9 protein-coding genes are annotated in these 14347 nt (G+C 43.9%); 5 read left to right on the top strand and 4 right to left on the bottom strand.

Annotated features, from left to right (window positions below; all coding sequences use genetic code 11):
* Window positions 1–81 precede the first annotated feature (81 nt).
* The 5 genes from RIB15_RS01730 to RIB15_RS01710 all read left to right on the top strand — a co-directional run bounded on the left by RIB15_RS01730 (window position 82) and on the right by RIB15_RS01710 (window position 6272).
* Window positions 82–330, top strand: coding sequence for a hypothetical protein (locus RIB15_RS01730; RefSeq protein ID WP_350200418.1), 249 nt, complete (start codon window positions 82–84; stop codon window positions 328–330).
* An 8-nt stretch (window positions 331–338) separates the two neighbouring features.
* Entirely contained in the window at window positions 339–1166 is an 828-nt protein-coding gene (locus tag RIB15_RS01725; protein ID WP_350200417.1) for a DUF92 domain-containing protein, read from the top strand.
* Window positions 1163–2464 carry a dicarboxylate/amino acid:cation symporter gene (locus RIB15_RS01720; RefSeq protein WP_350200416.1) on the top strand — a complete coding sequence of 434 codons (1302 nt, stop codon included), beginning with the start codon at window positions 1163–1165 and terminating at the stop codon, window positions 2462–2464. Before RIB15_RS01725 ends, RIB15_RS01720 begins: the two co-directional genes overlap by 4 nt.
* A gap of 88 nt (window positions 2465–2552) precedes the next feature.
* Entirely contained in the window at window positions 2553–5369 is a 2817-nt protein-coding gene (locus RIB15_RS01715; RefSeq protein ID WP_350200415.1) for a lamin tail domain-containing protein, read from the top strand.
* Window positions 5370–5450: 81 nt separating this feature from the next.
* Complete coding sequence (locus tag RIB15_RS01710; RefSeq protein ID WP_350200414.1) at window positions 5451–6272, top strand: aldo/keto reductase; 822 nt, start codon at window positions 5451–5453, stop codon at window positions 6270–6272.
* 125 nt (window positions 6273–6397) lie between these two features.
* Here RIB15_RS01710 and RIB15_RS01705 read toward each other — a convergent pair whose 3' ends face one another.
* The 4 genes from RIB15_RS01705 to RIB15_RS01690 all read right to left on the bottom strand — a co-directional run bounded on the left by RIB15_RS01705 (window position 6398) and on the right by RIB15_RS01690 (window position 14345).
* On the bottom strand, window positions 6398–7126 hold the full coding sequence (locus RIB15_RS01705) for an acyl-[acyl-carrier-protein] thioesterase (RefSeq protein ID WP_350200413.1): 729 nt from the start codon (window positions 7124–7126) through the stop codon (window positions 6398–6400).
* Window positions 7127–7296: 170 nt separating this feature from the next.
* Window positions 7297–7770: a VOC family protein gene (locus RIB15_RS01700; protein ID WP_350200412.1), complete on the bottom strand. Its 474-nt coding sequence runs from the start codon at window positions 7768–7770 to the stop codon at window positions 7297–7299.
* A 251-nt stretch (window positions 7771–8021) separates the two neighbouring features.
* On the bottom strand, window positions 8022–11045 hold the full coding sequence (locus RIB15_RS01695; RefSeq protein WP_350200411.1) for an efflux RND transporter permease subunit: 3024 nt from the start codon (window positions 11043–11045) through the stop codon (window positions 8022–8024).
* 9 nt (window positions 11046–11054) lie between these two features.
* A complete protein-coding gene (locus RIB15_RS01690) occupies window positions 11055–14345 on the bottom strand; it encodes an efflux RND transporter permease subunit (protein WP_350200410.1) in 3291 nt (1096 codons plus the stop codon).
* Window positions 14346–14347: the final 2 nt, after the last annotated feature.

Raw genomic sequence — 14347 nt, 5'->3', positions numbered from 1 at the left:
TGTACTTTTGGGTTTAGCAGATAATTAAATAACTTAGCCAACCGTTCGATCATAAATTTCAACTAAGTTAACTAAAAGAACATGGCAAAACGAGGACGTAAACAAGCGGATAATCAACCGATGTTTTTTTCCGCATATAACTACAAACTTATCGGGATTGCTATTTTCCTGATTGTAGCTGGTTTTACGGCCATGTATATGGAAAATGAGGTTGACGGTTTTATTTCGCTATTCATTTCTCCAATTGTGATCATGGCGGGCTACATTTTAGTGATTTTTGCCATCATGAAACATGATCGTGATGAAGAGCCTGAAGCAGCATCCAGCTAATTAAAGACGTGCTCGATCGCTGGGTAAATATCTTCTTTTCGTTAGCTCTGGTTTTTGTCTTCATATTATTTGGAGATTCCCAACAACACAACCAGATTCTTCTGGGACTTTTCCTTGCCGCATTATTATCGGTTATTGCCTTCATTTTAAATTGGTTAACTATTGACGGAGCCTCATCAGCAACTATATTTGGGGGGTTCGCTTATGGCTTGGGGGGAATGGCTGGAGCCGCAGTAGTACTCGCATTTTTTATTTCCGGATCAGTTCTGTCAAAAGATTTAATCTCCAGAGAAGGTTTTCTGGAAAAAAAATTCCGGCGCGATGGCAAGCAGGTGTGGTCGAATGGATTTTGGTTTGCTCTGTGGGTTTTAATATGGTTCTTAACCGATGTGGATGCTTTTCTGATAGGGGCTGTAACTTCCATAGCCACTGCCGCTTCTGATACCTGGTCTACCGAAATTGGGGCAAACCGATTGAAGGGAAAAACAAGACTTATCACTTCAGGAGAAAAAGTGCCTCCGGGAACGGATGGTGGAATAAGTTTTTTTGGGACAATAGCCGCTCTCTGTGGAGCAGGATTCATTGCCGCTGTGTTCTGGGTTTTTGCTATTGAATCCGCTCTGTCAACCATTTTGATAATTGCTGTAACAGGATTTTTTGGTTCACTCATCGATTCTTACATTGGCGCCCGGTTTCAGAATGCGGAGTACAAAATTCCCGGACTATCATCAATTGGTTTGGAGAATATGTATGTTAGCAACAATTTTGTGAATTGGATTTCTGCAGGTCTGGCTTCAGTAATCAGTTTGATATTAATCTTAATCATTGGCGTATGAAATGGTATAAAAAACTACACTGGCAAATTATAATTGGTTTGATTTTAGGTCTCCTTTGGGGATTAATGGCCAGTGTAACCGGTTTGAATGACTTTACTACTGATTATATCAAACCGTTTGGCACCATTTTTATAGCCATGCTGAAGTTAATTGCGATGCCTCTTGTTTTGGTTTCGCTGGTGGTAGGTGTAACCAGCCTTAATGATACGACCAAGCTTTCAAGGATGGGATTTAAAACGGTATCTATTTATGCTGTTACCACCGTTTTTGCCATCACTATAGGGTTGATTGCGGTGAATGTAATTCAGCCCGGGAAAACCCTGCCCGCAGAAACCACGGCAGCGCTGCAGGAAAGCTACAGCTCTTCGGTCGATGACCGTAGTGCTACCGCCGAGTTGGTTCAGAATCGCGGGCCGCTGGATTTCATTGTAGATATTGTACCTGAAAACTTTTTTGCCGCCGCTGCAAATAATTCAAGCATGCTGCAAGTTGTGTTTGTGGCAATCCTTCTTGGAATTGGGATTATCCAGATTGGAGGTAAAAAGGCACAGACATTAGTGGATGTTTTCGATGCTTTTAATGATGTAATCATACGGATTGTAGAGCTCATTATGTTGACCGCGCCGTATGGTGTTTTTGCGCTGATGGCTTCGCTTATCATAGACCTTGCCGGCGATGACTTATCTCAGGCTATGGAGTTGTTGTATGCATTGGGCTGGTATTGTTTGACCGTTATTATTGCACTCATTGTTCATGTGTTTGTGGTTTATGCCAGCTTGTTTAAAATTACCAGTGATATGAAGCTGTCAACATTCTTCCGGGCCATTCAACCCGCCATGTTGCTTGGCTTTAGTACCAGTTCAAGTTCAGCTACGCTGCCGGTTACCATGGAACGGGTAGAAAAAAATCTGGGTGTTGAAGACGAGGTAGCCAGTTTTGTACTTCCAATTGGTGCTACTGTTAATATGGATGGAACCAGTTTATATCAGGCAGTTGCAGCCGTGTTTATTGCACAGGCTCTGGGAATGGACTTAACTATTGCACAGCAGCTGATGATTGTATTGACAGCAACGGCAGCTTCTATTGGAGCAGCGGGGGTTCCGGGGGCCGGTATCGTGATGTTGGTTATCGTTCTTGAAGCCATTCAGGTACCAACGGCAGGTATAGCTCTCATACTCGGGGTAGACCGTATTCTGGATATGTGTCGCACCACAGTAAATATTACAGGTGACGCTGCGGTATCAGTAGCTGTAGCGTCCTCAGAAGGACGATTAGGAGCACCCAATCTGGATGATTAGAATTTCAGAAAAGAGGAAATTTTATATGCCTTTATGCCTGAAAATCTGTTAATTAAGATGACAAAACTAATGAGTAACGCTCGTGCCTATGGCCCAAAAGTTACTATCTGGTAAACATTTAAAAACTCTACATATCGCCCTTTTCTTTCTGGTTGCCTCCTTGGGTATCAAGGCAACAGCCCAGTCTGTATTACTTCCGGGTGATGTAGTTATAGTATCTGCCAATGCGGATACTCAGTCCATCGATTTTATACCGCTTATCGATATCGAGAAAGGTACGGAACTGTATTTTTCGAATGGGAAGTGGGATCGTTCTGCTCAAACACTTTCTGGCAGCGAACTGAAAGTATTATTCAATACCTCTGTACAGGCCGGCACCAATATTCATTTAAATTATGTGACAGATGAACGGCTGGAAGTAAGCGGGGAAATCAATTTTGAAGGTGGAACTCACCGACTCTTTGCCTACCAAAAGGAAGAGGTATACCGGTTTATTTTTGCACTCGGTTGGGGTAAGGGTGTTGTATGGAATGCATCAGAAGAAGAAACCCTTGGTTCCGATATCCCTGAAAGTCTTGAAGGAAACAAGCACACTTTCTTAACCCTTGGCGAGGCATCCAATTATCAATATTATATCAGAAACGGAGCCAGCGGAACCCGAAATCTGCTGCTTCAGTATGTAGGTAACCCTAGTCACTGGCGTGGCAAAGATTCGGCTCCTTACCCTGCTTTTGGAACGTCTTTCAATTTGCTGACTCCACCCGTTGTCCTTTTTGATCAAAGTATTTCCACAGTCAATGAATCGGATTCAGTAGCTGTTTTAAATGTCGCAATTTATGAACACGATGGATCAAGATTATCTGTAGACGTTAAGTTTGATACATTAAGGAGTATTACTTCACCTGATGACTACGTAGAGTTTCAGACAGCGACTCTTAATTTTACCGGTTTGATTGGGGATGGAGTTTATGAAGTAAAAGTGCCCATTAATGACGATGCTGATTATGAAGGAAGAGAAACTGGTATTTTCACACTGCAGAATTTATCAAAAGGAAACTATGGTGATTTCCTGACCCACAGCCAGATTATTCTGGATAATGAAAAGCCGGAAGTATTGATTTCTCAGGTGATGAATGCCCCGGATGGTGCCGGTTTTATTGAAATCAAAAATATGGAAGATGGGGTTGTTGCTTTAAATGGGTGGAGCCTTTCGACAAAAGATCAATCATACACTTTTACAGGAGATATAGTATTGTACCCTCAGCAAACCATCCGGGTGAAAGATGGATCTGAAAACTTGAGTGAGGATGACTCTTCAACCATTATTTATACAGATAATGCAAAGCCCTTACTGCACAGAAAAGGGGGCGAATTGATTCTGAAAGACTATAATGGAGAAAGTCTGCATCAGTTCAGCTATACAGAACTCAAAAAGCAAAGTGAAATAACATCTGGCCGCAATGAGGTAATAACCGGCAATAAGATTATTACCAATCAAAATCAGGTGCGAGGTATTAATGACTTAAATCCTCAGGCATCTATACTCCAATCTATACAGCCTGGCTTTACGGCGATTTCAAATACAACCGGCTTAGCGGAAGCTTTCCCTGAAACTATTTTATACGGTTGGGATGAAAGCGACCAAAGCTTTCACGAAGTTTCTTCTGATGCATTTTCAAAGTATGAAACACTGATAGGATTTTTTGAAGTTCAGGAAGAAGAAAAACTTGCAGCGTGGAAAGACTTATCATACCAGAAGTCTAAAAGTATAAGCAGCCTTACATTTACGGTTTCAGCTACCGACCATGATGAGAATGATATCTTAAATGGAATTGAAGGCTTGAACCTAGCATATAACAGGCTAAATGTGCCCATCGAAGCAAGTCATTTGATTACACTGGCCAAAGAGAAGTACCCTGAGATAGCTCTTAATCCAAATATTTATTATTTCCACCGAACGGCTACCGGAGAGCTGGATTTTGTGGCTCTGAAGAAAGATGAACAGATTCCTGCACAGGCACCATTCTGGATTTTGCTTGATAACTTTCAACCTGAAATCGAACTGAATTTTGATCTGCAGGAAATAGCTCAATTAGCTAATCCCGTTGAAGTGGAAGAAACAGAGAAGGCGGCATCATCTATTAAGCTTCTTCTGAGCACTCAAAACCGGAAAGAGATGGTGTCGGTGAATTTTGTGAATGAGGGTAGAACCGAAAGTGTTAAAGACCTGAATTCATATCCAGGGTTGTTTTTAGGCAATCAGCAAGCTTTTTTGAACATGGCCTTTGCTGGAGGGGATGATTATTTTAAAGAAATGACGCTGTCGTCTAAAATTGAACAGGCACTGTTACTACCATTGCAATTTAGTTCTTCGAATTCGGGCAAGCTGACACTTTCCGTAAGCGAATGGGAATCCGTTCCTTCCGACTGGGAAGTTAAGCTAGTAGATAAAACAGCCGGAAAAGAATACACTTTAAGGGAAGATTTTAGTATCACTTTTGATCACACGGTATTAACCGGAGAGAGTGAATCCGATCGGGAAACTACACTAGAGGACTATACTGTAAAAGACCGGTTTGTAGTTCATATAAATCCTCCGGGGCAATCAGTAGAAGGTGATGAACAGGATGATACACTTCCCCAGGAAGTAGAACTTCACCAAAATTTTCCTAATCCATTTAACCCGGCTACAATCATTTCATTTTATTTACCGGAATCGGAAGAAGTTCGTCTGTCAATTTTTAATATTGTTGGGCAACCTGTAGCTGTGATCGCAGAGGGAACCATGTCGGCGGGGGAGCACCAGTTTGAATGGGACGCTACCGACAAACCCAGCGGGATGTATATTTATCAGCTGGAAGTTGGAAAGAGTGTTATGACCCGAAAAATGACGTTAGTTAAATAATGAACAGATTTCGCGTGATAACAGTTATTCCAAACAAGAAACCATAATAAACCAAAAAAGGACAAGTACTCTTTACCTATCATGCAGTTTAAAACAATTCAAGGGGTGGAAGTGCCCGAAATAGGGCTAGGAACACACCGATTAATTGGCAGAGAAGGCGAAAACACAATCAAGCTGGCACTAAATCTTGGCTATCGTCATATCGACACTGCCCAAAGCTATAAAAATGAAAGAGAAGTTGGAGAGGCTATAAAAAGATCTCATGTAGATCGGGAAGAAATTTTCCTCTCCACAAAAATCTGGCATACCCATCTTGAAAAAGAGGATGTTCTCAAAATAGCGGAGGACTCTCTCCGTGAGTTAGACACTCCTTATGTAGATCTTCTGATGATTCACTGGCCCAATCCCGATGTGGATATCGAAAAGACAATGGAAGCTTTTCTCTCTCTCCGTGATCAGGGTAAAGCGTTAAACATCGGAGTGGCGAACTTTCCTCTGAAGTTATTGAAAGAAGTGAATGAGGAGCTAGGCGCTCCTATCTTTTGCAGTCAGGTTGAGTATCATCCCTTCTTAAGTCAGTTTGACTTACTCGATTATACTGCTGAGCATGACATCCTTTTTACCTCTTATTCGCCACTGGCACAAGCTCAGGTGATGGATAACCCACTTCTTCAGGAGTTGGGAGAGAAATACGGAAAGTCACCTGCCCAAATTGCACTCCGCTGGCTCATAGAACAGGAGCAGGTAGTGGCTATTCCGAAGGCGTCTACCGAAGAACACCTGAAAGAGAATATTGATGTATTCGATTTTGTGTTGGAAGATGACGATTTCTATGCTATCGATGACATCGAGAAAGACACCCGATTGGTTGATCCTGACTTTGCTCCCGAATGGGATAAGTAAGGAAGTGGAAAGTGGAATCTATTAACCAACCCTTCAAGGGTTAAAACCCACAAGCTTGAGTTTGGATTATTACCGAAACCCTTGAAGGATTAGGGTGGTGCTTAATTAGGCAACGAAAAAACAACTCAGCTACAAGCAGCCAAGGCCAGAACATCACCATCCTGGTTTTTAAGCTGATGCCTGTAGTTTTGATGTTCTTCTATTTTTCGTTCTGAAGTGATCATATCACCGGCATGACTTTCCTGCATAAACATGATGTCGATGTTTTTGATCAGGTAGGCTTTATCATCATCATACGTCTCCATTAACCATTCCACAAAGCGAGCATTATTTACATGCTCGTTCATATCCAGATCTGACTTGCGAACAACGAATTTCTTAGTCACATCCGCTTCTTCAAAAGAACTGATCCGATCCGATTTTACCGGAAGTACGTGATCTATTTCTGATAACCGGAGATCAAGCACCTCTTTGGGCATCCGGGTCGGTTTGCGGGTTTTTAAGTTGATCATCATCCAGTAGCTGAGGCAGGCTCCGATTTGATTTCCTTCTTCATCCAGAATACGGTAATCGCGATAGGCGCGTAAGGCGTCGCCGGCAGCTGGCCAGGTTTCAACGGTAATTTTTTCCCGCCAGTTTGGGTAGCGATCTATTTTGATATCCATGCGGTGAAGTACCCAGGTCAGATCTTGCTCGTGGAGCTGAGTAATGTCAAAGTTGAGCTTGAGGGCATGGTTTCCGGCTACCTCCTGGAAGAGAGAACAAAGAGCCGGAAGAGTGATTTGACCTCCGGAACCAACTTCACTGGCCCGGATGGTAAACGTTTCGCTGTGCTTGGTAATATCGTCAGTCATTATAAATGTGAAGTTCCGAGTCACCTCAAACATAACCGAAAAAAAGGATTTATGTGATAGTTATTGACTGTACAGTTTTTTAGCCCTCGTTCCCAATAAGGATGTTAGGAACGAGCTGGATGGTCTGATTTAGAACGCCTTGTTACAGGATTTTATAGCAAGATGATTATCTACTTAAGCTCAGAAAGTATTAGTTTTTTCTGCTTAAATGTGTTCTGCAATGCTTTTTCTCTCACCTCTGTATTGTCGCTGTGTATGAGTTCAAAGTATTCAACGGGAACAACTTGCCATGACAAACCGTATTTGTCTTTGCACCATCCGCAAACACCTTCTTCTCCTCCATTTTTGGTAAGAGCATCCCAATAGTAATCTACTTCTGCCTGGTCTTTGCAATTCACTACAAATGATACCGCCTCATTGAATTTAAACATGGGGCCTGCCGCAAGGATACTAAACTCCATTCCTGCTATTTCCATTACCGCTGTTTCAAAGGTACTGGCGTCACTACTGAATTCATTTGGTGGATTTTCCATCTTGCGATAATCCTTCAGCTTGCCGTCTTTAAAAATGGATAGATAATATTCTGCAACCGCTTGTGCATCTTTTTCAACCCAAAGGCAGGGAGTAATTTTTTGATGGTTCATTGTTCTTGTTCTTATGATTGTTACTAATCAACTCTTTTATTCTACAAGTTGATTAAAATGCCTGGAGAGAAGCATATATATTATTCAATTTCCTGATATTAAGATAGCCCTGTAGCGAGTTGAACAGCTTGTCAAGCGACAGGTCAACATCCTTGTTGAGAAAGAGGAGAAAAGTATGTAATCCGGAATTTTTGAGCGATTAATTCCGGATGGTATTTCCAAATAAAATCAGGTTAGAATGATCTCCTGAATTAATTTGCCGCGTGTAAAATACGGTTGCTCCAGATCTTGATGTCATCCAGGATTACATAAATAGACGGAAGCACGAGCAACGTCACGATGGTGGAGAAAGTGAGTCCGCCTACAATGGCTCGGGCCATCGGGAAGTAGGGAGGTCCTTCGCCGCCAATTTGCGTGGTTCCAAAACAAAGGGGAACCAAGCCAAGCACGGTGGTTGCTGCCGTCATAAGAATAGGGCGCATACGGTCTTTTCCGCCTTGTATAACAGCTTCCCGGCGGGATAACCCTTCACTGCGCAGGTGGTTGATGTGGTCAATAAGTACAATCCCGTTGTTTACTACAATCCCCATCAAAATGAGAATTCCGATGAAGGCCATAAGGTCGAAGCTCGTGCCGGTGATGAAGAAGAACCAGAAGATTCCAATCACACCATAAAAAATACAGGAGATCACGCTGGTTGGATAAATGAGCGACTCAAAAAGTGAAGCCATAATCAGGTAAATCAGGAAGAAGGCAATGCCAATATTAAACAGCATGGTATTCATTGCGTCGATATCATTGCCAAAACTCCGGCCGTAACTCCAGCCATATCCGGCGGGGTAGACAATCTGATCCATAACCGTGGAAATTTTTTCACGAGCTTCATCAGAAGTAATGTCTTCCAGGTTAATCCCGATTCCCAGAGAGGTTCGGCGGTTTTCACGGAAAATCCGTCCGGCTCCGGCCCGCTCTTCAAAATCTGCAAGAGTGGCGAGTTTTACCGATTGTTCTTCACTTATAGAAATAGGAAGATTTTTGAGATCATCCAGGGTTTGTCGGTTTACGTCCTGGAAAGCCAGAATTACATCAATTTCGCTGTCTTCACCCCGAATACGTTGTACGGTTTGTCCGCGCAGGGCACCTGATACCATATTGGCTACAGCAGAAGAGGTAAGGCCAAAGTTACGGGCACGATCGTGATTTACGGTCAGGCGGATTTCATCACTTCCGGCCTCGGCTTCGGAGCGAACATCTGCAAAGCCTTCGATCTGACCAAGCCGCCATTCTACCTGTTCGGCTAATTCTTCAAGTACATCCATCGACTCGCCCTGAACAAATACGCGTACCTGTTCGGCGCTGTTCCGGCTTATGTATTCAAAAGCGGGCTGACCAATCGCAATTTTGGGTAGTTCTTTTTCAATTTCTTCTTTGATTTGTGTGACGGACTTCTCGGCTTCATCATCAGCAATCAGGTTGATGGTAGATTGTGCGTATTCAGGTTCATAGTAGGTATAAACGGATTCTATCTCGAACTTATCCTGATTTTCGTACAAGTAGTCTTCCACTCGATCTACCGATTCTTTAACATGATCGAGCGTGTAGCTGGCATTCAGGTTGTACTGAAGGTTGAGCTGTCGTTCTTCAACCCGTGGGAACATATCCACATCCATGAAGGCCATGGGAATACCGCCACTTAGAAATAGCAGTGTTATAAATACTACGGATATGGTACGTCTTTCCAGCAGCCATTCAAGCACAGCTGCATACCTCACAGAAAGCTTGTCGATAATGGTTTTCTTTCTGGATTTCTCCGGAGGTTGAATTTTGGAGGCAAGCAGAGGAATTACGGTAAGAGAAATCACCAGTGAAGCTACTAAGGCAATAATAATAGCCATACCGATATAATACATATGCTGAGAGATAAAGCTCTCGTTCACTACATTGGGGAGAAATACAATGATGGAAGTCAGCGTACCGGCGGTAACCGCAATCGAAACTTCTTTGGCTCCAAAGATGGCTGATTTCTGGGCATCACTTCCTTTGCGCTGGTACCGGTGGATGTTTTCCGTAACAACAACGGCATTATCAACCAGCATACCAATGGCGAGCATCAATCCCATCATGGAAAGAATATTCAGGGAAATATCGAGGAAGTAGAAAAAGCCAAGGGTCACAATCAAAGAAAAGGGGACGGCCGTTGCCACAATCAACGTTGTGCTCATCTGTCGCAGGAAAATATAGAGTACAATTACGGATAGGAGGGCACCAATCATACCAGAGTTAAACAGTTCGCGCAGTGAGCTGAGAATTCCATCAGCCTGGTTAAACATTTCATAAATTTCGATTCCCTGCATTTCAGGGAGTTCATTTACCTTATCAATCTCAGCCAGAACTTCATCTACCACCTGTACGGTGTTGGCCGTCGATTCTTTGGTAATGTCAAGTCCAATCGCATATTTACGGTCAAGGTGGCGTGCATAATTTCGTTCGGGTGAGGTGTATTTAACCGTAGCAATATCTTTAACCCGGATATTGTTGTTGGCAATAATCAGGTTTTCAATGTCTTCCACACCATTCAGATTGCCAACCGGACGAACCATGTAGCGGAGGCCGGAATCGGTAATCTTTCCGGCCGAAATAGAGAAATTGGCTTGGCGAAGGGTACTGCTGAGCCGGTTCAGATTGATGTTATATTGGGTGAGGCGATCTGGATCCAGCTCTATCCGTATTTCTTTTTTCTCCACACCGTATAAGGTAACCTGACCTACTCCGGGAATGCGTTCAATACGTTGTTTCAGGTTCCGGTTCAGTAAGTCATAGGCATCCGATAAATCCCGCTGACTTGAAATCCGGAGCTGGAGGGTAGGTGCATCCCCATCCTGGAATTTGTGAATCTGGTAATACTCGAAGTCGTCTGGCAGCTGATTTCGGATACTCTCGATCTTTTCCTTAATTTCGATGGCTTTCAGGTCAATTTCATTTCCCTGCTTAAATGTGACAATCACCCCGGCGTTATCCTCACCAGAGTTGGAATTAATACGCTCAACACCACTGATGGTAGCCAGTACTTCCTCGATAGGTCGTGCTATATTTTCATTTACTTCAGCCGGGGTCGAATTCGGATAGGGAAGCTGTACGAAAGCCCCAGGAAAAGTAATATTTGGCATGAACTCGAGCGGTACCAGCCGGGTGGCAATCAACCCTACAACCAACAGGCTCACAAAAACCATGAGTGTAGTTACCGGGCGTCGTATGGATAAGTCGGTAATATGCATGACAGTCTGTTAAGCCGTTTCGGTTTCAGGTTGTGGAGTATATGATTTACGATCAAGGATGTCGTACATCACGGGAATAACCACCAGGGTAAGCAGGGTTGAGAATAAGAGTCCGCCAATTACGGTGATACCCATTGGGGCACGCAGTTCGGCTCCATCTCCAAAACCAATAGCCAGTGGTAAAAGGCCAAGTGTCGTCGTCATGGTGGTCATCAAAATCGGACGCAATCGGGATTTCCCGCCTTCTTTAATGGCTTCCAGCTTTTCAACGCCTTTCATGCGCATCTGGTTAATCAGGTCGATGAGTACAATGGCGTTATTTACCACAATACCGGCCAGAAGTATCAGTCCTATAAATACAACCACGCTAATAGTGGTGCTGGTAATATACAGAGCCAGAATTGCTCCAACTAAAGCCAGCGGAATGGTAAAAAGAATTATAAAAGGGTGGAGCAGTGACTCAAACTGGGAAGCCATCACCAGGTAAACAAGGAAAACAGCCAGCGAAAGTGCAAAAATGAGTGACTGAAATGAATCGGCCATTTCTTCATTTTGCCCGCCAATTTCGGCTAAAATTCCGGGTGGAAGGGTTACTTCTGAAAGAGCTTGCTCTACTTCTTCGGCTGCTTCACCCAGGTCACCGTAGTTCAGGTTGGCGGATACGATGGCTACGCGTTGCTGAGATACCCGCCGGATTTCTCCGGGACCGTTTGCAATCTGAACGTCAGCTATGGCACTAAGTGGAATAGGGCGTTCGCTGTCGGGATTTACAATCAGGCGCTGGATTTCATCGATAGAGGCACGGTCGGCTTCACGGGCACGAACCAAAACATCAATCTTGCGGTCTCTCCACGAATATCGGGTAGCTACATCACCACGGACGTTACTTACAATGCGGTCGGCTACTTCGTGTACCTGCAGTCCAAGCGCTGCGGCACGGTCGCGGTCGAATAAAATCTGGATTTCAGGACTTCCCGTTTCCATCGTGCTTTTTACATCGGCAAAGCGATCATTAGAAGAAAGCTTGCGGGCTACGGCATCACCGGCCAATTTCAGTTTATCTAAATCAAACCCTGAAATTTCAATTTCAATTGGCGTTTTGAAAGAGAAAAGGGAAGGCCGGGAGAATTTATATTGTAATCCTGGTACCTGCTGGAGGGAAGAACGCATCTGATTCATAGCCACTTCTTCATCCATGGAAGAAGAACCCGAAGCAAGCGTAACGCTTAGTTCACCCCAGTTTTCGCCGCCTTGTTCAGGATTGGCATCCATCTGGTTACCGGTTCCGGCTACTGCGAACGTTGTCCGTACATTGTCGAGGTTTTTGGAATTATTTTGAACCGAACGAAGAGCTTTGTCGGTCTCTTCGATAGGAGTGCCGGGAGGAAGCTTAAATTCTACAGCAAACTCACCTTGTGACAGCTGAGGTATTAATTCGATTCCAATCTGAGGAACCAAAGCAAGTGATCCTACAAATGATAGCAGCGCAGCTGAAAGTACCACAAACTTGTGATTCAGTGACCAGCGGAGTAACCCTGAATAAGCATTTTCCGTGGCCTGATAGACTTTATCAAATGCCCAAACAAAGGGAGCGAATAAAGCCTTCGTAATTTTACCGATCCACCGGAAAATAAATTTAATACCTTTGGTAATTGCTGTCGGGATGGTATAGAACAGAAACATTCGTACAGAACGCAAGCCACGGCCGGCTTTGGTTTTAGGCTCTTTCAGATCTAGTGGCTGAGTTTCGGTTTTCTTTCCTCCAATAGAAGAAAGCATTGGAATAAGTGTGATGGCAACAATCAGCGAAGCCAACAAGGAGAAAGTTACCGTCAAAGCCTGATCACGGAATAACTGTCCGGCAATTCCCTGCACAAAAACGAGAGGGAAGAATACAGCAATAGTCGTAAGGGTAGAGGCAATTACAGCCATCCCTACTTCTCCGGCTCCTTCCCGGGCCGATTCTAAAATTCCTTTACCCATTTCCCGATGCCGGGCTATGTTTTCGAGCACCACAATGGAGTTATCCACCAGCATCCCAATACCGAGTGCAATACCTCCCAAAGACATAATATTGAGGGAAATGTCATTGCCATACATCAGGTTAAAAGTGGCAATAATAGACACGGGAATGGAAACAGAAATGATGACGGTGGTCCAGAAATTTCTCAGAAATAAATAAAGCACAAGTACCGCAAGAATACCTCCGATGATACCTGCATTTTTTACTTCATTAACCGCAGAAGCTATAAAGACCGATTGATCGTAAACTTTTTCAAGCTTCATGTTATCTGGCAGAGCTTGCTGAATATCACCCATGCGGGCACCAACAGCTTCAGCTACAGCAACCGTGTTGGCATCGCCTTCTTTGTAGATAGCAATTTCTACGGCCTCAGCTCCATTAAGGCGGGTGATGGCTTCCCGTTCTTTGTAGGCTTGTGTTACGTCGGCTACATCTTTCAGGTAAATGGTATTATCCTGATTTCGGGCAACTACTACATTTCGAATTTGGTCAACGGACTTGAATTCATTTAAGGTACGAACCAGATATTGCTGAGTTCCTTCTTCCAATCGTCCACCGGAAAGATTTACATTTTCCGCACTTAGAATTTGAGTCACATTCTCAATGGGAATATTCAGATAAGACAGGCGCTGCTGATCAATATTAACCTGGATTTCCTCTTCAAGTCCACCACTAATTTTTACCGAGGCTACCCCAAGCGCAGATTCCAGGTTCTTCTTAAGTTGTTCATCGGCCAAAACACGAAGCCCTTTTAACCGGGCAATGGCGTCCGGGCTTTCCAGATCCTGATAGGAAGCATAATCGACATTGGCCTCTTCATCTGCGGGTTGATCACTTTCTCCTTCATTATAATAAAGAGCGTACCGCATTATTGGATCCAGCGTTGGATCGAAGCGTAATGTAACGGGTTTGTCGGCGTCCAGAGGAAGCTGAACGGCATCGAGCTTAGCCATTACATCCAGGTTCGCGATGTTCATATCGGTTCCCCAGGCAAACTCCAGCACTACATCAGACTGACCGGCTCTTGAAATAGAACGTACTTGTTGAACGCCTTTTACGACACCTACGGCTTCTTCAACAGGTTTGGTAATCAGGTTTTCAACTTCAACAGGAGCAGCACCCTCAAACTCGGTACGAATGGTAAGGGTAGGGTAGCTGAGCTCCGGTAATAAGTTTACGTTAAGCCGGGAAAGGGACACCATGCCGAACAGCAGAATCCCCACTGTAAACATAGCGATGGTAACTTTCCGGCGTATAGAAAGGTCAATGATCTTCATAG

Origin of the sequence: Gracilimonas sp., assembly GCF_040218225.1 — a bacterium.
GTDB lineage: Bacteria > Bacteroidota > Rhodothermia > Balneolales > Balneolaceae > Gracilimonas.
Note: the sequence above shows the minus strand (reverse complement) of the source record. Positions and strands in the feature narration are given on the sequence as shown.

Bases quoted from the DNA above. Each gene is read 5' to 3' on its own strand.
- RIB15_RS01690 (WP_350200410.1), bottom strand. From the start codon at position 14,345: ATGAAGATCATTGACCTTTCTATACGCCGGAAAGTTACCATCGCTATG.
- RIB15_RS01705 (WP_350200413.1), bottom strand. From the start codon at position 7,126: ATGACTGACGATATTACCAAGCACAGCGAAACGTTTACCATCCGGGCC.
- RIB15_RS01700 (WP_350200412.1), bottom strand. From the start codon at position 7,770: ATGAACCATCAAAAAATTACTCCCTGCCTTTGGGTTGAAAAAGATGCA.
- RIB15_RS01695 (WP_350200411.1), bottom strand. From the start codon at position 11,045: ATGCATATTACCGACTTATCCATACGACGCCCGGTAACTACACTCATG.
- RIB15_RS01720 (WP_350200416.1), top strand. From the start codon at position 1,163: ATGAAATGGTATAAAAAACTACACTGGCAAATTATAATTGGTTTGATT.
- RIB15_RS01715 (WP_350200415.1), top strand. From the start codon at position 2,553: ATGGCCCAAAAGTTACTATCTGGTAAACATTTAAAAACTCTACATATC.
- RIB15_RS01710 (WP_350200414.1), top strand. From the start codon at position 5,451: ATGCAGTTTAAAACAATTCAAGGGGTGGAAGTGCCCGAAATAGGGCTA.
- RIB15_RS01730 (WP_350200418.1), top strand. From the start codon at position 82: ATGGCAAAACGAGGACGTAAACAAGCGGATAATCAACCGATGTTTTTT.